This window comes from Cupriavidus nantongensis, from assembly GCF_001598055.1.
Lineage (GTDB): Bacteria > Pseudomonadota > Gammaproteobacteria > Burkholderiales > Burkholderiaceae > Cupriavidus > Cupriavidus nantongensis.
The window spans coordinates 3,705,949-3,726,203 of the sequence record NZ_CP014844.1 but is presented as its reverse complement, the minus strand read 5'-3'; the positions used below and the strand labels follow the sequence as shown (position 1 = coordinate 3,726,203).

Sequence of the window (20,255 nt, the reverse complement as noted above, 5' to 3'; positions counted from 1 at the left end):
CGCGGCTCCCGCAAGCATCCCACCATTCCCGGCGCGCCGTGCTCTTGCAGGCGGCGCGTTGCCCATCCGCCTGCCCATGTTCGAGCGCATCGTCTCCATCATCACGCCGGTCATCCTGATCATCCTGGTCGGGTGGCTGTACGGGCGCAAGGCCCATCCGGACATGGCGGGCATCAACCGCGCCACGCTGGACGTGATCGCGCCGCTGCTGGTGGTGTCGGCCTTTGTCAGCAAGGACTTCGTGCTGGCCGACCAGCTGGTGCTGCTGGGCTGCGCGGTGGCGGTGGTGCTGGGTTCGGGGGTGCTGGCGTGGGGGCTGGCGCGCTGGATGAAGGTCGATCCGCGCACCTTCGTGCCGCCGATGATGTTCAACAACTGCGGCAACATGGGTTTGCCGCTGTCGGTGTTCGCGTTCGGCCCGGCCGGGCTGGCGCCGGCGGTGGCGCTGTTCGCGGCGTCGAACCTGATGCACTTCACCATCGGCATGAAGATTGTCAACCGGCATGCGTCGCTGGCGCAGATCGCGCGCAACCCGATGGTGCTGGCGACCGTGGCGGGCGTGGCGCTGGCGCTGGCGCGGCCGTGGTTCATGCTGCCGGATCCGGTCTACCAGTCGGTCAAGCTGCTGGGCGATGCCACCGTGCCGCTGATGCTGTTTGCGCTGGGCGTGCGCATGAAGGATGTGAGCCTGCGCAACTGGGGCATGGGGCTGGTCGGCGCGGCGGTGTGTCCGCTCACCGGCATCGCGGTGGCGCTGGCGCTGGCGCAGTGGGTGCCGCTGACCGAGCTGCAGCGCGGCCTGCTGTTCGTGTTTGCGGCGTTGCCGCCGGCGGTGCTGAATTTCCTGGTGGCGGACCACTTCCGGCAGGAGCCGGACCAGGTGGCGTCGATCGTGCTGCTCGGCAATATCGCCGCCGTGGTGTTCGTGCCGGTGGGGCTGTACCTGGGCTTGCGCTGAGGCGGCAGGCCCGCGCGGCGCGTGCCGGCGGGCAGGCAAGGTCAAGGCGCCCGATCAGGCCGCGGGCTTGGCCCGCACGGCGTTCTTGGGACGCCAGGCCTTGACGATGGTCTCGTCGGTTTCCATGTAGGGGCCGCCGATCAGGTCGATGCAATACGGCACCGCGGCAAAGATGCCTTGCACCACCGGCTTGCCGTCGGCTTCGCGCAGGCCTTCCAGCGTTTCGCGGATGGCGCGCGGCTGGCCGGGCAGGTTGATGATCAGCGCGGCGCGGCTGGCGGTCTCGCGGATCACCGCGACCTGGCGCGACAGGATCGCGGTCGGCACGAAATGCAGGCTGACCTGGCGCATCTGCTCGCCGAATCCCGGCATTTCCTTGGTGCCCACTGCCAGCGTGGCCTCGGGGGTCACGTCGCGGCGCGCCGGGCCGGTGCCGCCGGTGGTCAGCACCAGGTCGCAGCCGGCCACGTCGACCAGCTCGATCAGCGTGCGCGAGATCTGCGCCTGCTCGTCGGGAATCAGCCGCTCCACCGCCTGCCACGGCGAGGTCAGCGTGCGCCCGAACCAGTCGCGCAGCGCCGGGATGCCCTCGTCCTGGTAGGTGCCGGCCGAGGCGCGGTCCGAGATCGAAACGAAGCCGACGACGAGTTCGTCGGGATGGTGGCGGACAACCGGCTGGGTGGTCTGGGTCATGCCTCGGGCTCCGGATGGTCGGGGGTGGTTTCCTCGGCGCCGCGGCCCTTGCCGTCCTTCAGGTCCAGCGCCGTCTTGATCGCCTGGAACAGCTCGCGGAAATAGCGCGGCGGCTTGCCCAGTTCCTTTTCCTTGCGTGCGTTGCGGATGGTGTTGCGCAGCGCCTGCACGTCGATGCCGGGATGCTCGCCGAGGAAGCGCGTCAGCGCCGCGTCGTCGGCCAGCAGCAGCTCACGCCAGCGCTCGATCAGATGCATGCGGGCGGTTTCGGCCTTGCTGGTGCCCTTGAAGCCTTCCAGCGCTTGCCGGATCACCTCGACCTCTTCGTCCTCGAGCCCGCGCATGATCTTGCCGACGTACTGCATCTGGCGGCGCTTGCCTTCGTGGCTGTTGATGCGGCGCGCCTCGTGGATGGCGTCGGCGAGCGCCTCGGGCATCGGCACGCGCGCCAGGCGGTCCCTGGGCAGCGCCTCGAGCTCGGCGCCGAGGTCCTGCAGGGCGGTCATGTCGCGCTTGCGCTGCGACTTGCTTTTCGGCTCGTCGTCTTCCGGCTCGGGGGCAAAGCCTCCGGGAAAGCGCGCGCCTTGGGAGTTACGGGAATTTCGCGTCATGCCCGGCATTTTATCTTGCTATGATTGCCGCTTGGACTTTTGATGACACCCGCCCAGCATGGACCAGATCGCCGAACAGACCGCGCATTTCACCTACACCCAGGCCCAGCTCAGCGAGATGGCCGCCGATGTGCTGCGGGTGGCACGCGAACTGGGGGCGACCGACGCCGCCACCGAGATCTCCGAAGGCAGCGGCCTGTCGGTGTCGGTGCGCAAGGGGCAGGTCGAGACCATCGAGCAGAACCGCGACAAGGTGGTCGGGGTCACGGTGATGATCGGCAAGCGCCGCGGCAACGCCAGCACCTCGGACTTCTCGCCGGCCGCGCTGCGTGCCACCGCCGAGGCGGCCTACAACATCGCCCGCTTCACCGCGGAGGACGACTGCGCCGGCCTGGCCGAAGAGGAACTGCTGGAGCGCGCGCCGCAGGACCTGGACCTGTTCCACCCGTGGGCGCTCGACGCCGAAGCCGCGATCGAGATCGCGACCCGCGCCGAGGCCGCGGCGTTCGCGGTATCGCCGCGCATCCGCAACAGCGACGGCGCCAGCGTCTCGGCCCAGCATTCGCAGTTCGTGCTGGCGACCACGCGCGGCTTCAGCGGCGGCTATCCGTATTCGCGCCATTTCATCTCGTGCGCGCCGATCGCCGGCAGCGGCAGCGGCATGCAGCGCGACGACTGGTACTCGTCCAAGCGCTCCCCGCTGGCGCTGGCAGCGCCCGAGGACATCGGCCGCTACGCCGCCGAACGCGCGCTGGCGCGGCTGCAGGCGCGCAAGCTGTCGACGCGCCGCTGCCCGGTGCTGTTCGAGGCGCCGCTGGCCGCCGGGCTGCTCGGCGCCTTCGTGCAGGCGGTGTCGGGCGGCGCGCTGTACCGCAAGTCCACCTTCCTGTGCGATTCGCTGGGCCAGACCGTGTTCGCCCCGCATATCCAGATCCATGAGCAGCCGCATACCCCCGGCGCGATGGGCAGCGCCCCGTTCGACGAGGAAGGCGTGCGCACGCGCGAGCGCGACGTGGTCAAGGACGGCGTGGTGCAGGGCTATTTCCTGTCGACCTATTCGGCGCGCAAGCTGGGCATGCAGACCACCGGCAATGCCGGCGGCTCGCACAACCTGACGCTGTCGAGCAGCCTGACCGAGCCCGGCGACGACTTCCCCGCCATGCTGCGCAAGCTTGGCACCGGCCTGCTGGTGACCGAGCTGATGGGGCAGGGCGTCAACTACGTGACCGGCGACTATTCGCGCGGCGCGTCGGGCTACTGGGTCGAGAATGGCGTGATCCAGTACCCGGTCGAGGAAATCACCATCGCCGGCAACATGGCCGAGATGTTCCGGCAGATCGTTGCGATCGGCGCGGATGCGCTGGTGCGCGGCACCAAGGAAACCGGCTCGATCCTGATCGAGCAGATGACGATCGCTGGTAACTGAGCGGCATCGTCGCCAAATAAGAAAGCGGGCCAGGGCCCGCTTTTTTTACTTCATGCGCCGGTCACGATTCTTGCGACGGCGGCCGCTCGTAGGTGACGAACGCGTAGTCGAAGCCGTTCGCCTCCGAATGATGCGTCTCGCGCGAGACCTCCACCCATTGGGTGCGGTCGATCTCCGGGAAGAAGGCATCGCCTTCCACATCGGCGTCGATCTCGGTCACCACCAGCCGGTCCGCGCTCGGCATGGCCTCGGCATACAGCTGCGCGCCGCCGATCAAAAAGATCTGCTCGGCGCCGACGCACAGGCGCTGCGCCTCTTCCAGCGAGGGCGCGACCTCGGCTCCCTCGAGGCGCAGGTCGGGGTTGCGGCTGACCACGATATTGCGGCGCCCCGGCAACGGGCGGCCGATCGAATCCCAGGTCTTGCGCCCCATGATCACGGGCGCGCCCATGGTGGTGCGCTTGAAGTGCGCCAGGTCTTCCGGCAGGCGCCACGGCAGCGTGTTGTCGCGGCCGATGGTGCCGTTGCGGGCGCGCGCTACAACCAGTGTCAGCAGCGTCATACGGCCACCGGTGCTTTGATCGCCGGGTGCGACTGGTAGCCCGCCAGTTCGAAGTCTTCGTAGCGGTAGTCGAAGATGCTGTCGGGCTGGCGCAGGATCTTCAGTTGCGGCAGCGCCAGCGGCGCGCGCGCCAGCTGCGTCTGCACCTGTTCGAAATGATTGTTGTACAGGTGGCAGTCGCCGCCGGTCCAGATGAAGTCGCCCACTTCCAGCCCGGTCTGCTGCGCCATCATGTGGGTCAGCAGCGCATAGCTGGCGATATTGAACGGTACCCCCAGGAAGATGTCGGCGCTGCGCTGGTACAGCTGGCACGAGAGCCGGCCGTCGGCCACGTAGAACTGGAAGAACGCATGGCAGGGCGGCAGCTTCATGCGCGGGATGTCGGCCACGTTCCAGGCCGACACGATCAGCCGGCGCGAATCCGGGTTTGCGCGGATCTGTGCCACCAGCTCGGAGATCTGGTCGATATGGCGGCCGTCCGGCGCCGGCCACGAACGCCATTGCGAGCCGTAGACCGGACCCAGTTCGCCGTGCTCGTCGGCCCACTCGTCCCAGATGGTGACGCCGTGCTCTTGCAGCCAGCGCACATTGGTCGAGCCCTGCAGGAACCACAGCAGTTCATAGATGATCGACTTCAGGTGCAGCTTCTTGGTGGTCACCACCGGGAAGCCTTCGCGCAGGTCGAAGCGCATCTGGTAGCCGAACACCGAGCGCGTGCCGGTGCCGGTGCGGTCGGCCTTGTCGGTGCCATGCTCGTAAACATGGCGCATGAAGTCGAGGTACTGTTTCATCGGCGCGGGGCGGGATGGAAGGTGGCGCGGGCGCCTGGGCCCGCGAAGCTGGCATTTTAAAGCAAGACGGGCCGCCCCTCCGGGCGGCCCGTCTTTTGCGGCAGCGCCAGGGCACAGGGCCCTGGCACCGGCGGCAGGCTTAGTGGCTGCCGGCCGGCTCCTGCTGCTGCTCGCGGCGCTTCTGCACCAGGTAGCCGGCGCCCAGCACGCCGCCGACGATCAGCACGTACAGGCCCCAGTTGACCACCGGGTTGGCTTCGAAGAACGCCTTGATCAGCGGCTCGTGCACGATCATCTTGACCGCGGTGAACGCCAGCACGCCGGCGCCCACGTAGATGATGACCGGGAAGCGGGCCATCAGCTTGAGCACCAGGCTTGAGCCCCACACCACGATGGGGATGCTGATCAGCAGGCCCAGCACCACCAGCAGGAAGCTGCCGTGCGCGGCGCCGGCCACGGCCAGCACGTTGTCCACGCCCATCACCGCGTCGGCGATGATGATGGTCTTCATGGCGCCCCACAGGGTCGCCGCGCCCGCGCCGTGCCCTTCTTCGCCGCTGTCATCGGACAGCAGCTTGTAGGCAATCCACACCAGCGCCAGGCCGCCCACCAGCATCAGCCCCGGAATCTTCAGCAGCCAGACCACGCCGATCGTCATGGCCGAGCGCACCACCACGGCACCCACGGTACCCCAGATAATGGCCTTCTTCTGCAGGTGGGGCGGCAGGTTGCGTGCCGCCAGCGCGATCACGATGGCATTGTCCCCGGCCAGCACCAGGTCAATGACGACGATGGACAGCAGCGCTGTCAGGAACTGCATCGTGAACAGATCGGTAAACCACTCCATGAACTCTCCTCAGGTACGAATCAGCGCAAGCGCGCGCATTGGGTTCGCCTGGATTCACGTGCACGGGAGCGTGGGGGCGCCTTTGCAAACCATGAAGTCCAGGTTGCAAAGGTCTTGCTCGACCACTGGCGCGGTATGCGCGCCGGTTGTCAGCACAACCGGGGACTGCGGTCCCGGAATGACGATTGTGCTAAGGGCAAAGCCCCGGAGCTACTCCCCTTTGAGGGACACGGCCCGTTCAGGGGCCGCGCTGGGCGGGATTATAAACGAACCGCAAGGGACGTGCCGAATTAGGAAAGATACTGACTCAAGTTCGGCCGGGTGCCGTAATCGTCTCGCCCGGGCACGCCATGCAGCCGCTCCGGCGTGCCGGAGCGTTGACGGCGATTTTGTATCGGCGCCCGCCATGGGGCTGCGCGATCCGGCGGATCGGCCTATCCTTGAGGTTCGGCTCCGACCGATGCGTCCCGGACAGCACAGGCGCGCATTGCGGAGACCGGCGCGCACGACATGCACCGCGCGGCCTTGGGGAATACGCAGTGAAGCAGTGCCCATTTGCGACCACACAAGGAAACGACATGCCGGTTGTCCCGAACCCGCCCAACCCGCCCTCGCACCACAAAGCCCCGCAGACACCCCTCCCGCCCCTGAACCACCATAACGGCCATGCCGTGGCGCCGCCCGCACTGGTGGCGCTGGCCAACGGCCGCGCGCAGCGCCCGCCGCAGCCGCAGCTGGTGCAGCAGTACCGCGAAGACAGCGGCGCGCTGCGCGAGCAGGTGCTGTCAGGCCTGCGCGCGGCGCAGGCGGCGATCAGCCCCAAGTTCTTCTACGATGTGCTGGGTTCGCGCCTGTTCGAAGCCATCACCGACCTGCCCGAGTACTATCCGACCCGCACCGAGGCCGCGATCTTTGCCAGCGCGGCGCCCGCGATCGCGGCGCGCGCGGGCAGCGGCTGCGTGCTGGTGGACCTGGGCGCGGGCAACTGCGAGAAGGCGGCGCGGTTGTTCGGCAGCCTGCGCCCGGCGCAGTACGTGGCGGTCGATATCTCGGTCGAGTTCCTGCGCGCGACGCTGTCGTCGCTGCAGCAGCAGCATCCCGAGATCCCGATGCTGGGACTGGGCGCCGACCTGTGCGCGCCGTTCGACCTGCCGGCCCAGGTCAGGCGCGGCAGGCGCCTGTTCTTCTATCCGGGCTCGAGCATCGGCAATTTCGCTCCCGTCGAAGCGCTGGCGCTGCTGCAGCGCCTGCGCGGCGCGGCCGGGCGCGGCGACGGCGTGCTGATCGGCGTGGACCTGCACAAGGACGAAGCCACGCTGGTATCGGCCTATGACGATGCGCTCGGCGTCACCGCGGCCTTCAACCGCAACGTGCTGCGCAACGTGAACCGCATCGTCGGCACCGATTTCGCGCTGGACGACTGGCGCCACCAGGCCAGCTTCGACCGCGCCGCCTCGCGCATCCAGATGCACCTGCAGGCCTGCCGCGACGTGCGCGTGCAGTGGGATGGCGGCGCGCGCGAGTTTGCTGCGGGCGAGCGCATCCATACCGAGGATTCGTACAAGTACCGCGCCGAGGACTTCGCGCTGCTGCTCGAAGCCGCCGGCTTTGACGACCCGGTGTACTGGTCCGATCCGCGCGGCTGGTTCGCGGTGTTCCACGCGCGCGGCTGACCGGCCCGCGGGGTGGGTAGTGTCATAATGGCCGCAGTCCGGCGCGGCCTGCCCGCGGCTGTCCGGATCGCTGCCTCTCCACCCACCACACCCTGCGCGGACTTCCCCGATGAGCGGCTTTCCCATGCTTCCCGATCTCTACTTCACCGGCGGCAAGGCGACGTGGTCGGACCCGCGCCGGCTGCCGCGCGAAGGGCTGGCGCAGGCGCTGGTCGACACGCGCAGCCGCACGCTGGCGTGGCTGGCGCCGTTCGGGCAGACCCGCCGCGCCTGGGACGTGCCGCGCCAGTACGATGCCGATCCGCCGCTGTGGACGCTCGGCCACGTGGCCTGGCATGCGGAGTGGTGGTGCCTGCGCGGCGTGCGCCAGGTCGAGCGCGGCGGCGTGCCGGTGCCGGTGGCGTCGGAGCCGTCGCGGCTCGACGGCGCCGACGAATGGTTCGATCCCGATCGCATCGGCCCCGACGAGCGCTGGGAGATCGCGCTGCCCGATGTCGCCGTGGTCAAGCGCTATGCCGCCGAGGTGCTCGACGGCGTGCTGCGCCGGATCGCGCTGCTGCCCGACGACACCGACCTGACCCTGTACCCGTTCCGCCGCGCGCTGCTGCATGAAGACGCGCAGGGCGAGGGCGTGGCCGCGCTGCTGCAGGCGCTTGGCATGGCCCCCGCGGAGGCCGCCGGCGCGGCGCCGGTGGCGGCCGCCGGACATGGCGGCACGCTGCATTTCCCGGGCGGGCGCTTCACGTTGGGTTGGAGCGATGCCGACGGCTTTGCCTGGCCCGATGAACTGCCGCCGCAGCCGACCTACGTGCCCGCGTTCGAAATCGACATGGCGCTGGTCAGCAACGCGCAGTTCCTCGAGTTCGTCGAGGACGGCGGCTACGAGCATCCGGCCTGGTGGTCGTCGGCGGGGCGGCAATGGCTGATGACGCAGGAACGCTCCGCGCCGCGCTACTGGTCGCGCCATCCGGAATCGCGCGCATGGATGCTGGAGCGCTTCGGCACGCTGCGCACGCTCAATCCGGACGAGGCGGTGCGCCACGTCACGCTGTACGAGGCGCAGGCGTGGTGCGTCTGGGCCGGGCGGCGCCTGCCGGCGGAATCGGAATGGGAACTCGCCGCGACCCAGAACCGCGGCCTGCAGTGGGGCGCGCTGCGCGAGTGGACCGCCACCCCGTACGAACCGTATGCCGGCTTTGTCGCCGCGCCGTCCGACGGCGATATGGTGGGGCGCTTCGGCACGCACCAGGCGGTGCGCGGGGTGTCGTTCGCCAGCCCGGCGCGGCTGCGCCATGTGCGCGCACGCTGGGCGCGGCTGCCCGAGGACGACCTGTCCTTTATCGGCTTTCGCACCTGCGCGATGTAAGCACCGCGCCGGCACAAAAAAACAGGGCACCCGAGGGTGCCCTGTCTGCTATCCGGCCGGTGCGCTCAGCGCACCGCGTGATCAACGCTCGTAGCGCGAGCGGCTGTTGCGGTTGCCGCCGCCATTGCCACCATTGCCACCGAAGCCACCGCCAAAGCCGCGGTTGCCGTCGCGGTTGCCGAAGCTGCGGCCTTCGCCGTTGCCGCCATTGCCACGGTAGCCGCCGCCGTTGCCACGGCTGTCGCCGAAGCCGCGGTTGCCGTCACGATTGCCGAAGCCGCCGCGGTTGTCGTCGCCAAACGTGCGGCCGCCTTCACGGTTGCCGAAACCGCGCGCGCCGTCGCTGGCGCCGCGGTAGCCGGTACCCTGGCCACGGTAGCCGCCTTCGCGGTTGCCGAAGCCGCCACGGTTGTCGTCGCCGAACGGGCGCGCGCCTTCCGTGCGGTTGCCGAAGCCGCGGCCCTCGCCGCCGAACTTGCGCTCGCCGAAGCCGCTGCGGTTGTCGCCGCCGAACTTGCGGTCGCCGAAGCTGCGTTCGCCGCCACGGTAGCCGCCATTGCCGCCGCCGTTGCCACGGAAGTCACCGCGGCCACCCGGCTTGCCGCCGAAGCCGGAGCGCGGCTTGGGCGAGCGGCGCGGCTCCAGGCCCTCGATCACCGACGCGTCGACGCGCTGGTTGGTGAAGCGCTCGATCCGGCGCCACTGGAACATGTCGTTGTGGTTGACCAGGTTGATGGCGATGCCCGAGCGGCCGGCGCGGCCGGTACGGCCGATGCGGTGCACGTAGTCCTCGGCCTGCTTGGGCAGGTCGAAGTTGACCACGTGGGTGATATCGGGCACGTCGATGCCGCGCGCGGCCACATCGGTCGCCACCAGCACGCGCAGGTTGCCGCGGCGCAGCGCGGTCAGGGTGCGGTTGCGCGCGCCCTGGGTCATGTCGCCGTGCAGCGCGCCGGCGGCGAAGCCGGTGTCGGACAGGCGCTCGGCCAGCGAATCGGCATCGCGCTTGGTCGCGGTGAAGACGATCGCCTGCTTGAGCGACGCGTCGCGCAGCAGGTGGTCCAGCAGGCGCTCCTTGTGCGACATGTCGTCGGTAAAGTGCAGGCGCTGCTCGATATGGCTCTGGTCGGCGCGGGCCGCGGCGATCTCGATGCGCTGCGGGTCCTTCAGCTGTCGCGACGCCAGCTGGGCGATACGCGCATCCAGCGTGGCCGAGAACATCAGCGTCTGGCGCGAAGCCGGGGTGGCGTTGACGATGGCGTCGATGTCGTCGGCAAAGCCCATGTCCAGCATGCGGTCGGCTTCGTCGAACACCAGCATCTGCAGCGCCGACAGGTCGATGCGGCCGGCGTCGATATGGTCGAGCAGGCGGCCCGGCGTCGCCACCAGGATGTCAGGCATCTTGGCCAGCATGGCCAGCTGCTTGGGGTAGGGCATGCCGCCCAGGATGCTGGCGCAGACGATGCGGCGTAGGTTGCGGCCGTACTTGGCGGCGGCCTCGGTCACCTGCAGCGCCAGTTCGCGCGTCGGCGTCAGCACCAGCAGCGCCGGCTGGGCCGGGGCCGGACGGGGACGCTTGCCTTTCATGCGCTTGGCGGGCTCGGTCGGGCGCTGCGGCGCCGGCATTTCGCTGATGCGCTGGATCGCGGGCAGCATGAACGCGGCGGTCTTGCCCGAGCCGGTCTGGCTCGAGACCAGCAGGTCGCGGCCGGCCAGGAAGGCCGGGATGGCCTGGGCCTGCACCGGCGTGGGCGTGTTGTAGTTCAGTTCGGAGAGCGCGCGCAGGATGGCCGCGTCGAGGCCGAGCGCGGCGAAACCGCTTTCCACGGCCGGGGCTTCCACTGCCGGGCTGGGGTTGAGCAGGGCGTCGAGCTTGTCGAGCGGGCTCTGGGCAGCGTCGGAAGTGATCGAAGCGTCGGTCGCGGAGGCAATAGCTTGCTCCGCACGAATGTCGTGCTGGGTCATGTCGAAAGGTCAAATAAATGCATGGCACCCCGAACGCAGAATGGGGTGGGCGCAGTGCAAAGTCTTAAAAAGGCTTCGGCGCCAATCGGTGAGGCCGTTACGACAGACGCAGCTGGCAGTACGGCGGCAGGCAGGGTGGTGGCTGGTTACCGCGGGGCGGTCCGGCCATGTCCCTGGCAGGCAAACAGCTCAGTTCAGGCTGTTCAACAGGATCGGAGACGAGGCGACGTCAGGTGAGCGGTGCGTTCTGCTGGGCGGCTGGGGCCATATTGTGATGACTAGGCGTCCGGCAGCGAGGAAACAGAGCTTGGGAGGGCAGCGGATTCGCCGGGCAGGAAGCCGGGCGCTTGGCGGATCTCACAGTTGCGAAACTCACGGCGCGGATTATAGCAGAGTGCCAGAATTTTGTTGCACTGCGAAAACGTAACCGGATATGTCAGCGCTGCGTCACCTGCGCAGCAGCGGCCGGCGCGCTGGTTGAAAGCGGAAATGCCCCGCCTATACTTGAGGCGCGAGCACACAGGATGCCCGCACGGGGCGGACGAAAACGTTCCCGCTTGACCTCCTTCAGCGGCATTGCGCCGCTGTTCGCGGCAAGCACTGCGGTCATTGACTCCACGCGCCAGGTCTTCCTGCGACTCTCCGGGTGGTCCGGATGGGCGTCCGCGTCATGGGCGGAATCATGGGAAGCCTGCATGGATACAGAATGACCGAACTGCTGACCGCGTGACCCAGGCGGTCCGGGCCCGTCCGCATCCAGAGCCCGCCAGAGATGGCGGGCTTTTCATTTTGGCCGGGGGCTCGCTTCAGTCCCCGGCATCCTTGCCCGCGGGCTTGCGCGGCAGCCGGCCGAGCGGCGCCTCGCGCGGCATCACATGGCGGTTGCCGGGCAAGCCGCCGGGGTAGTCGACGATGCGCGCGGCGCCCTGGCGCCGCAAGCCATGCCATGCCTGGCCGCCGGCGGTGCGCCCGCCACCGAGGATGGTGGTCATGGCCTGCCGGTCGAGATCCATGCTGTCGGGCAAATCCTTGATGACGATCACTGCCATGGCTGTCTCCGGTCAAGCGGGACCACGGCCATGCGGCCGCGGGACCGCTTCAGTATAGGCGAGGCGGTCCCGCGCTCCTGCCTGCGGGCCGCCGCGCGCTGCGCTCAGACGGCGGCGAAGTTGCCGGCCCATTGCGACGGGTTGACGTTGACGCGCACCGGACCGACGCCGGGGCCGACGAAGCTGTTGTTGAGCGTGTTGACGTTGATGCTTTGCAGCTGCGCGATGTTCTGGTTGACGTTGACGGTGACATTGGCGAGCGGGCCGACATCGCCGACACCGCGGCTGAGCCACGAGCTGCCGCCGCGTACGGCGCCCAGCGAGGCACGGTCGAGTTCCTTGCTCAGGGCAAGGTCGCGCACGAGGATGGTTGACATGATGGTGCTCCTTGGAATCGATGTGGGGGGCGGTTGGCGCGGAGCTTGCTGCAGGCAGTCGCTCCGCGCGCTGTGCATCGGCGTTCAGCCGAAGATGTTGTTGGTGGCGTTCTGGTTGGTGTGCACGTCGGACTTGACGTGGTCCAGGAAGGCCGAGCCATTGCCGTTCAGGTTGGTGACCGACTGCATCTGCGCGATGCTCTGCACGGCGCTGATGCTCTTGTCGACCGACGTCTTGATCGGCATGTAGACGGCGGCGAAGGGCAGGTAAGAGGTGCCGCCGCGCACGGCGTGCATGCGCTTGCTATCGAGGGTTGCGGCGGCGGACAGGTCCTGGATGGTCAGCGTGGTCATGATGGTCTCCGGTATCGGTAGTCAGTGTCTGGGTTCGGTGGGCTGGGCGCGATGCTCAGCCGAAGATGTTGTTGGTGGCGTTCTGGTTGGTGCGCACGTCGGACTTGACGTGGTCCAGGAAGGCCGAGCCGTTGCCGTTCAGGTTGGTGACGGACTGCATCTGCGCGATCTCCTGCACGGCGGTGATGCTCTTGTCGACCGACAGCTTGACGGGGCTGTAGACGGCGGCGAAGGGCAGGTACGACATGCCGCCGCGCACGGCGTGCATGCGCTTGCTGTCGAGGGTGGCGGCGGAGGACAGGTCCTTGATGGTCAGCGTGGTCATGATGGTCTCCAGTAGAGGAAGGTATTGCCTTAAGTTTCGAGGTTCGAGCATCGGGTTGGTGTCGCGCTCGGGAGGGACAATCGCAGGGACTGTGCCAGCGCCATCGGTATTCGCGCCGCGCACGCGCAAGTCCCTGAAAACAAGGGGTATTTGCAGCCGATGTCGGTTCGCGCGCACGGCTTGCACGGCGCTGGCAACGGTGCGGTATGACGGGCCGCGGCCAACACTGGCGGCGGCGGTGTTGGTGCCGCCGCGACAGTGCCGGATGCATCCGGCACTGGCGCATGCAAAGCGCGCCAGGGCGCGCTCGCATGCCGTCCTCGCATGGTTTGCGCATGCCTTGGGTGCGCACTAGTATCCAGCGAGGAGAGGGCATCTCCGCAGGGCGGGACAGGCCCTGCCAGCAACCATGTCAGGGCATCCCGTGGCCAGTCTCAAAGAGCTGATCCGCAAGTTCCAGAACGGAGGTCTCTCCGACGACGAGTTCGTCGCGTCATTCGAAACGGCCCTGGCGCAAGACCCCACCACCCCTAGCCAGGCGGCCCGGGTGGTGATCGAGGAAAACACGCGCTTTCCGTTTCCGCCCGCGGTCTATGCCGAAGTGATGCGGCGCATCGAGCGCCGCGGCGCTACGCAATACGATGGCGATGGCGCCAGCGACGCCACGCGCCTGGCCGGCACCGAAACCGGCTCGATCTATGCGGCCTCGCCCGAGCCGGGCACGCTGCCGCAGACGCCGGCCACCAAGGGCGTGGGCGATACGCTCAATGGCCGCTTCGTGCTGGAAGAATGCCTGGGCGTCGGCGGCATGGGCACGGTCTACAAGGCGCTCGACCTGCGCAAGCTGGAAGCGTCGGACCGCCGGCCCTACATCGCCATCAAGGTGCTGAACCTGCAATTCAGCGGCCACCCCAAGTCGCTGATGGCGCTGCAGCGCGAGGCGCGCAAGGCGCAGACGCTGGCGCACCGGAACATCGTCACGGTCTACGACTTCGACCGCGACGGGCCGGTGGTCTTCCTGACCATGGAGTACCTGTCGGGCTCGTCGCTCAACCATGTGCTGAAGGCCCCGGGCTTCGCCGGCATGCCGATGGCACGCGCCATGCCCATCATCCAGGGCATGGGCAATGCGCTGGCGTATGCGCACGAGCGCGGCTTCGTGCACTGCGACTTCAAGCCCGCCAACGTCTTCCTGACCGCCAACGGCGAGGTCAAGGTGATCGACTTCGGCATCGCGCGCGGCTTCCTGCCGCCGGCCGATGAATCCGACCGCACCGTATTCGATCCCGGTTCGCTGGGCGGCATGACGCCCGCGTATGCCAGCCCCGAGATGTTCGAGCATCGCGAGCCCGACCCTCGCGACGATATCTACGCGCTGGCCTGCGTGACCTACGAACTGCTGAGCGGCAAGCATCCCTACCAGCGGCTGTCGGCCAACCAGGCGCGCGAAGCCGGGCTCAAGCCGGCGCCGCTGCCGCAGCTGGGCCGCACGCAATGGAAGACCCTGCGTGAAGCCCTTTCGCTCGACCGCGAGACGCGCACGCCGACGGTTGCGCGCTTCCTGCAGGGCATGAGCGTGGTGCCGGCCGCGCCGGCGCGGCACTCCCGGCCGCTGGTGGCGGGCGGCGTGCTGACCGCGCTGGCCGGCGTGGCGGCACTCGGCTTCTACGCGTGGCAGTCGCAGCGGCCAGCCGAGGCTCCCGTTGCGGATGCCGGCGCGCCTGCGCCGGTCACCGCTGCCGCGCCGGCTGCGGAGCCGCCCGCAGCGCCTGCGCCTGCGCCGCCAGCACCCGCGCCAGCCGCAGCGGCGGAATTGTCGATGGCCGAGGTCGGCAAGCTGCTGGCCGCGGTGCCGTGCTCGCTGCTTGCCGGCGCGCGCCAGGACCAGACCCTGCACGTGCGCGGCTACCTCGCCGAAAGCGTGGGTGCCGCGCGCCTGCGCGAACAGCTCAGCGGCTTGCCGGGGGCCAGGGCGCTGCGCGAGGTGGTGGTCGAGGCCCAGCCGCTCGCCGCCGACAAATGCGAAGTGGCCGCGATGATCGCGCCGTACTGGTCGGGCAACCGGCAGGGCGAGACGGCGTCGTCGCTGCAATTGCGCGGCAAGGGCACGCAACTGACCGAGGGCACGCCGATGGTGCTCGAGCTGCGCACGCCGGGGAAGGATTCCTACGTCTACGTCGACTACTTCGCCGCCGACGGCAAGGTCGCGCATATGGTGCCGAGCCAGCGCATTCCGGCCCACCAGGCGCCGCCCGCGCATCACGCCACCATCGGCGACAGCGGCGACTGGATCGTTTCACCGCCCTTCGGCAACGAACTGGTGGTGCTGCTGACCACGCCCGCACCGCTGTTCGCGACTCGCCGTGCCGAGGTCGAATCGCGCCAGGACTATTTGCGCGCGCTGGAGAAACCGCTGGCGCAGATGGCGCGCACCTATGGCCGCGACCGCATCAGCGCGGACCTGGTGCAGATTTCCACGCGCGCACGCTGACGGCGCCGGCCACAGCCACGGGGACTTGCGCTTTGCGCCGCAGCGGCTTGCTACTTCATGTCGCGCGCCACGCGAAAGCCGTTCTGCGATTGCCGCACGCTCGGGCTGTACTTGAAGCGGGTCGACGACACCATGTAGCTTGCGCCTTCGCGCCACGAGCCGCCGCGGATGACACGCGCGCCGCAGGCGTTCTCGTTCCATGCGCGCCCGTCGGCGGGCGCGCCCTTGTACGAGCTGTGCCAGCAATCGGCCACCCATTCCCACACGCTGCCGTTGACGTCATGCAGGCCGTAGGGGTTGGCCGCGAACGAGCCCACCGGCGCCGGCGCATCCTGGCTCCACGGATCGCCGCAGTCCTTGCAGTTGGCATTGCCCTTGCGCATCTGGTCGCCCCACCAGTAAGTGGTGGCACTGCCGCCGCGCGCCGCGTATTCCCATTCCGCCTCGGTGGGCAGCCGGTAGCTCTTGCCGGTGGTCTTGCTGAGCCACGCCACGTACTGCTGCGCGTCGTCCCAGCTGACGTCGCGTACCGGGGCGTTCTTCGCGCTGTCGGCGACGGTGGGAATGCGCTGGCAGCCGCCGGCGTCGGCACACGCGTTCCATTGCTCGACCGTGACTTCATAGCGGCCGATGGCAAACGGCTGCGCGATGGCGACCTGATGCGGCGGCTTTTCGGCCGGGTCGCTGGCGTTGCTGCCCATGGTGAAGCTGCCTGCCGGAACCGTGACCAGCGCCGGGCAGGCCGGGCAATCGCGGATTTCGGCGGTGCGCAGCGTGGTGCTGACCACGCCGTCGCCCGCGGCACGCGGTGCGGGTGCTGGTGCTGGCGCTGGTGCTGGAGTTGAGGGACGCGCGGCCGCGGGCGGCGCAGCCTTGGCCGGCGGAGCCGAAGCCGTTGCAGGTGCGGGGGATCGCGAGGCCTGTCCGCTGCCCGTGGCGCCGGCGCGCGGCTGCGGCGCAGGTGCCTGCGCCTTGGGTGCGGGCGCGCTGCCCCCCAGGCGCTCGATCCGTGCCCTCGCCAGTCCCGCGAACCGGCCGTTGGGGTACTGCTTCAGGTAGGCCTCGTAATCGGCAGCGTGGTTGCTGTTCTTGATCGATTCCCAGAAGCTCAGCTCATACTGCTCGTCGGTGTTCTTCGGCATGATGCCGGCGAGCAGGGTCCGGGCTTGCATCGATTCGCCTGCCGCGGGCATTGCCATGGCGAGCAGTGCTGCCACGGCGGCAACCGGGATCATCGCAGCCACGCGTACCACTGGTAGGTTGCGCCACATCTTCACACCTCGCTGGAGCCGCCGCGATTCCATTGCCTGCCGTCGCCGCCGGCATGCGCTGGGCACATCGGTGCGTGGCCAGGACGCCGACCGGCTTGCTTCAAGATAGCACAGCGCGTGTGGATGCGGCGGGGCATCGCCGGGCCGCCGCGGCACGCCGGGGTCGCCTTTTCCGCGCTTGCGTTCTAACCTGAATGACGAATCGCCGAGCGCTGACCAACAAGCAACAACAAGGGGCTTTCGGGACAACGTGATCGGGTTTCGGGATAGCTCTCGGGGAGGCGACGCGTATGTCCAGACGATTCCTGATCCGCCTGCTGGCGGCCGCCACGCTGGCCGCCGCGCCGTCGCTGTCGTTGTCGACGGCAGCCCCGCCCAATGCCGAGGTCTACATCATCTGGCCGCACGACGGCGCCGTCATCGGCGGCGGCAAGTTCTGGGTGCGCATGGGCCTGCGCAATATGGGCGTCTGCCCCAAGGGCGTCGACTTGCCGCGCTGCGGACACCATCACCTGCTGATCGATACCGAGCTGCCGCCGCTCGACAAGGAAATCCCCTCGGACAAGAACCACCTGCACTTCGGCGCGGGCGAGACCGATGCGCGCATCGAACTGCCGCCCGGCAAGCACACGCTGCAACTGCTGATGGGCGACGCCAGGCACGTACCGTTCGAGCCGCCGATCTACTCGAAGAAGATCACGATCACGGTGAAATAGCGACGCGGCGTGCGCCGCGCCCGCCGCGCACGCATCGCAGATGCCGATCTACAGACAGGGGAGAGCGCCATGTCCCGACTACTTGCCGCGGCCGTCTTCGCCGTCAGCCTGTTGCTGTCCGCGTGGGTGCAGGGCGGCCCCACGGCTGCGCCGCCCAATGCCTACCTGTATATCGGCTGGCCCAACGACGGGCAGACCCTGCCCGCCGGCAAACCGTTCAAGGTGTGGTTCGGGCTGCGCAATATGGGGGTGGCGCCCAAGGACGTGAAGTATCCCAATACCGGCCACCATCACCTGCTGATCGACGTCGAGCTGCCGCCGATGGACAAGGAGATTCCCAACGACCGCAATCACCTGCATTTCGGCGCGGGCGAGACCGAGACCATGATCGAGCTGGCGCCGGGCAAGCACACGCTTCAACTGCTGATGGGCGACGACAAGCACATACCGACCAACCCGCCGGTGTATTCGAAGCGGATCACGATCTACGTGAAGTAGGCCTGGGGCAGGCGGGCTGGTGACCTGGCGCGGAAGCGGTCCAGGTTGTTGGCCCGATCCCAACACGAATCCTCCAACCTGTTGGCGTCCTCCCGCCACAGCACCGCGCGGCAATCGTGCCGCGGTCCTTCCCGGCGACGCGCCGGAAACGAAAAACCCCCGTGTTTACAGGCACTTCAGCGATTTTCCCCGGCATCGCGGGCGCGCTGGCACAGTCCCTGCGTTTGTCCCTCCCGAGCGCGACACCAACCCGATGCTCGAACCCAGAAACCCCAGGCAACACCCTTCCTCTACCGGAGACCATCATGACCAAGCTGACCCTCGCCGACCTGACCACTGTCGAAACCCTGGACCGCAAGAGCATGCACGCCGTGCACGGCGGCCGCGCGCTGCCGTTCGTGGCCGTGTTCCAGCCGCTGAACCTGTCGTTCGACAAGAGCATCACCGCCGTGCAGGAGATCGCGCAGATGCAGTCCGTGACCAACCTGAACGGCAATGGCTCGGCCTTCCTCGACCATGTCCGCTCGCATGTGGATACCAACCAGAACGCCAGCAACAATATCTATCGCTGAGAAGATAGTTGAGATGGCGCCGCGCCGCGGGGGCGTCCCCGCGGCGCTTTTGCCGACCCCGTGCCGATCGGGGTTGGAGCGCGCGCCCGCGCGCACCACAATACAGACAGACGCGGCGGCCCCGATGTACCGGCGAACCGGTGCAGCCCTGCCGACCGCCGCCGTCGCACGCAGGAACCCATCGTGCCCGCATTCCCCATTGCCCCGTCCGTGCTTGCGGTGATCCGCGCGCCGCGCCGTGCTGCCTGGCTTGCCGCGCTGGCCGGCCTGGCGCTGCTCGCGGGTTGCGCCGATTTCCGCCCGCCGGTGTACCAGCGCCCCGAAACACCCGTCAAGGCGGAATGGTCGCGCCAGGAATCGATCACGGTATCGCCGGCCGAAGCGGTGCAGCCGAACTGGTGGCTGGGCTTCAAGGACCCGTACCTGAACCAGCTGATCGAACGCGCGCTGGCAGGGAACTACGACATCAAGGTGCTGGCGGCGCGCATCCGCGTGGCCAACGCGCAGATCGGCGAGGCCCGCGCCGGCGGGCTGCCGGTGATCGACGTCGGCGCCGGCGCAAGCTTCGACAAGAGCACCGGGCAGAAGTCCACCTGGACCTTTAACGCCGGCGCGCAGCTGAACTGGGATATCGATATCTGGGGCAAGGTCGAGAAGGGCGTGCAGGCGCAGACCGCCGAGTTCCGCGCCACCGAGGCCGACTGGCGCGCCGGCTACCTGACGCTGGTGGCCGGGGTATCGACCACATACTTCCAGATCCTGCAGTTCGACGAGCAGATCGAGCAGCAGTCGCGTACCGTGGCCAGGAACGGGCAGATCCTGTCGACCTACCAGGCCATGTACCAGAACGGGCTGGTGCCGAAGATCCGCGTGATGCAGCAGCAGGCCGAAATCAACCGGCTCAACAAGGACCTGCTCGAGCTGCGCCGTTCGCGCGATGTGGCGGAGAACGCGCTGGCGACGCTGGTGGGAGTGCCCGCCGGCAATCTCAAGGTGCCGCCAGGGCGGCTGCAGGACCGCGTGCAGCCGCCCCCGGTGCCGGCGGGGCTGCCGTCGCAGCTGCTGGCGCGGCGCCCGGATGTGGTGGCGGCGGAGTATCGCGTGCTGGCCGCCTACAACATCGTCGGCCAGGCGCGTCTGGCGCAGCTGCCCAGCATCAGCCTGACCGCGCGCGGCGGCACCGCCAGCTTCGCCCTGAGCGACCTGCTCAAGTCCTTCACCTTCGGCTTCATGCCCAGCATCAACCTGTCGATGCTGGACCCGGGCGTGCGCGCGCGGGTGAAGACCACCGAGGCGCAGGTGGGCGTGGCGGAAAACGAATATGGCCGCACCGTGATGACCGCGTTCGAGGAAGTCGAGACCGCGCTGGTCAACGTCGACGCCCACAAGAAGCAGCGCATCGAGCTGCAGCAGCAGGTGGAGCAGCTGCGCGTGGTATCCGCGCAGATCGAGGCGCAGCTGAAGGAAGGCGTGGTCTCGCAGCTCGAAGTGTTCGAAACCGAGCGCTCGCTGCTGGCCGCGCAGCTGCAGCTGTTGGCGGTCCACCAACAAATCCTGGGCGACACCATCACGCTCTACAAGGCGCTCGGCGGCGGCTGGCCCGAGGCCGATGTGCGCAATACCGCGCTGAATCCGCCGCAGTGAATGGTGCCGACGATGCCGCTGCCACGCCAGCCACGCCGGCCACGGCCGATTGACTCGCCTAGGCCG

Annotated in this window: 20 protein-coding genes; 9 read left to right on the top strand and 11 right to left on the bottom strand. The window is 68.5% G+C overall.

Annotated features, from left to right (window positions below):
• Window positions 1-76 precede the first annotated feature (76 nt).
• A complete protein-coding gene (locus tag A2G96_RS17175) occupies window positions 77-958 on the top strand; it encodes an AEC family transporter (protein WP_062802230.1) in 882 nt (293 codons plus the stop codon).
• Window positions 959-1,012: 54 nt separating this feature from the next.
• On the opposite strand, the gene mog is transcribed toward A2G96_RS17175, so the two are convergent.
• Both mog and yjgA read right to left on the bottom strand, forming a co-directional pair.
• Window positions 1,013-1,651, bottom strand: coding sequence for a molybdopterin adenylyltransferase (mog, locus tag A2G96_RS17170; protein ID WP_062801242.1), 639 nt, complete (start codon window positions 1,649-1,651; stop codon window positions 1,013-1,015).
• A complete protein-coding gene (yjgA, locus tag A2G96_RS17165) occupies window positions 1,648-2,262 on the bottom strand; it encodes a ribosome biogenesis factor YjgA (RefSeq protein ID WP_417926414.1) in 615 nt (204 codons plus the stop codon). Before yjgA ends, mog begins: the two co-directional genes overlap by 4 nt.
• Before the next feature lie 58 nt (window positions 2,263-2,320).
• Here yjgA and pmbA point away from each other — a divergent pair, with 58 nt between their 5' ends.
• Window positions 2,321-3,688 (top strand): metalloprotease PmbA, encoded by a 1,368-nt coding sequence (pmbA, locus tag A2G96_RS17160; protein WP_062801238.1) that lies wholly within the window; start codon window positions 2,321-2,323, stop codon window positions 3,686-3,688.
• A 61-nt stretch (window positions 3,689-3,749) separates the two neighbouring features.
• On the opposite strand, the gene A2G96_RS17155 is transcribed toward pmbA, so the two are convergent.
• From A2G96_RS17155 to A2G96_RS17145, 3 genes are all read right to left on the bottom strand, one after another.
• Complete coding sequence (locus A2G96_RS17155; protein ID WP_062801236.1) at window positions 3,750-4,250, bottom strand: dihydrofolate reductase; 501 nt, start codon at window positions 4,248-4,250, stop codon at window positions 3,750-3,752.
• Window positions 4,247-5,041, bottom strand: a complete 795-nt coding sequence (locus tag A2G96_RS17150) for a thymidylate synthase (protein WP_062801234.1) — start codon at window positions 5,039-5,041, stop codon at window positions 4,247-4,249. Before A2G96_RS17150 ends, A2G96_RS17155 begins: the two co-directional genes overlap by 4 nt.
• A gap of 139 nt (window positions 5,042-5,180) precedes the next feature.
• The gene (locus A2G96_RS17145; protein WP_062801232.1) at window positions 5,181-5,888 is read right to left on the bottom strand and encodes a TerC family protein; all 708 of its coding nucleotides are present in this window, start codon (window positions 5,886-5,888) and stop codon (window positions 5,181-5,183) included.
• Between the two features lie 578 nt (window positions 5,889-6,466).
• Here A2G96_RS17145 and egtD point away from each other — a divergent pair.
• Together egtD and A2G96_RS17135 are read left to right on the top strand one after the other, a co-directional pair.
• A complete protein-coding gene (egtD, locus tag A2G96_RS17140; protein WP_062801229.1) occupies window positions 6,467-7,561 on the top strand; it encodes an L-histidine N(alpha)-methyltransferase in 1,095 nt (364 codons plus the stop codon).
• Between the two features lie 109 nt (window positions 7,562-7,670).
• On the top strand, window positions 7,671-8,927 hold the full coding sequence (locus A2G96_RS17135) for an SUMF1/EgtB/PvdO family nonheme iron enzyme (protein WP_062801227.1): 1,257 nt from the start codon (window positions 7,671-7,673) through the stop codon (window positions 8,925-8,927).
• An 81-nt stretch (window positions 8,928-9,008) separates the two neighbouring features.
• Here A2G96_RS17135 and A2G96_RS17130 read toward each other — a convergent pair whose 3' ends face one another.
• The 5 genes from A2G96_RS17130 to A2G96_RS17110 form a co-directional block, all read right to left on the bottom strand.
• On the bottom strand, window positions 9,009-10,892 hold the full coding sequence (locus A2G96_RS17130) for a DEAD/DEAH box helicase (protein ID WP_062801225.1): 1,884 nt from the start codon (window positions 10,890-10,892) through the stop codon (window positions 9,009-9,011).
• A gap of 806 nt (window positions 10,893-11,698) precedes the next feature.
• Entirely contained in the window at window positions 11,699-11,941 is a 243-nt protein-coding gene (locus A2G96_RS17125) for a hypothetical protein (protein ID WP_062801223.1), read from the bottom strand.
• 104 nt (window positions 11,942-12,045) lie between these two features.
• Window positions 12,046-12,318 carry a hypothetical protein gene (locus A2G96_RS17120; RefSeq protein WP_062801221.1) on the bottom strand — a complete coding sequence of 91 codons (273 nt, stop codon included), beginning with the start codon at window positions 12,316-12,318 and terminating at the stop codon, window positions 12,046-12,048.
• An 84-nt stretch (window positions 12,319-12,402) separates the two neighbouring features.
• On the bottom strand, window positions 12,403-12,672 hold the full coding sequence (locus A2G96_RS17115) for a hypothetical protein (protein WP_062801218.1): 270 nt from the start codon (window positions 12,670-12,672) through the stop codon (window positions 12,403-12,405).
• 55 nt (window positions 12,673-12,727) lie between these two features.
• The gene (locus A2G96_RS17110; RefSeq protein WP_062801216.1) at window positions 12,728-12,997 is read right to left on the bottom strand and encodes a hypothetical protein; all 270 of its coding nucleotides are present in this window, start codon (window positions 12,995-12,997) and stop codon (window positions 12,728-12,730) included.
• Window positions 12,998-13,406: 409 nt separating this feature from the next.
• Between A2G96_RS17110 and A2G96_RS17105 the strand changes: the two genes are divergently transcribed.
• A complete protein-coding gene (locus A2G96_RS17105; protein WP_062801214.1) occupies window positions 13,407-15,488 on the top strand; it encodes a serine/threonine protein kinase in 2,082 nt (693 codons plus the stop codon).
• A 50-nt stretch (window positions 15,489-15,538) separates the two neighbouring features.
• Here A2G96_RS17105 and A2G96_RS17100 read toward each other — a convergent pair whose 3' ends face one another.
• The gene (locus tag A2G96_RS17100) at window positions 15,539-16,630 is read right to left on the bottom strand and encodes a formylglycine-generating enzyme family protein (RefSeq protein WP_417926433.1); all 1,092 of its coding nucleotides are present in this window, start codon (window positions 16,628-16,630) and stop codon (window positions 15,539-15,541) included.
• A gap of 419 nt (window positions 16,631-17,049) precedes the next feature.
• On the opposite strand from A2G96_RS17100, the gene A2G96_RS17095 reads away from it, so the two are divergent.
• The 4 genes from A2G96_RS17095 (at window position 17,050) to A2G96_RS17080 (ending at window position 20,189) form a co-directional block, all read left to right on the top strand.
• Window positions 17,050-17,475, top strand: coding sequence for a DUF4399 domain-containing protein (locus A2G96_RS17095; protein ID WP_062801212.1), 426 nt, complete (start codon window positions 17,050-17,052; stop codon window positions 17,473-17,475).
• A gap of 69 nt (window positions 17,476-17,544) precedes the next feature.
• Window positions 17,545-17,973, top strand: a complete 429-nt coding sequence (locus A2G96_RS17090) for a DUF4399 domain-containing protein (RefSeq protein ID WP_062801209.1) — start codon at window positions 17,545-17,547, stop codon at window positions 17,971-17,973.
• 305 nt (window positions 17,974-18,278) lie between these two features.
• Window positions 18,279-18,545 carry a hypothetical protein gene (locus tag A2G96_RS17085; protein ID WP_062801207.1) on the top strand — a complete coding sequence of 89 codons (267 nt, stop codon included), beginning with the start codon at window positions 18,279-18,281 and terminating at the stop codon, window positions 18,543-18,545.
• A 183-nt stretch (window positions 18,546-18,728) separates the two neighbouring features.
• Window positions 18,729-20,189, top strand: a complete 1,461-nt coding sequence (locus A2G96_RS17080) for an efflux transporter outer membrane subunit (RefSeq protein WP_062801205.1) — start codon at window positions 18,729-18,731, stop codon at window positions 20,187-20,189.
• Window positions 20,190-20,255: the final 66 nt, after the last annotated feature.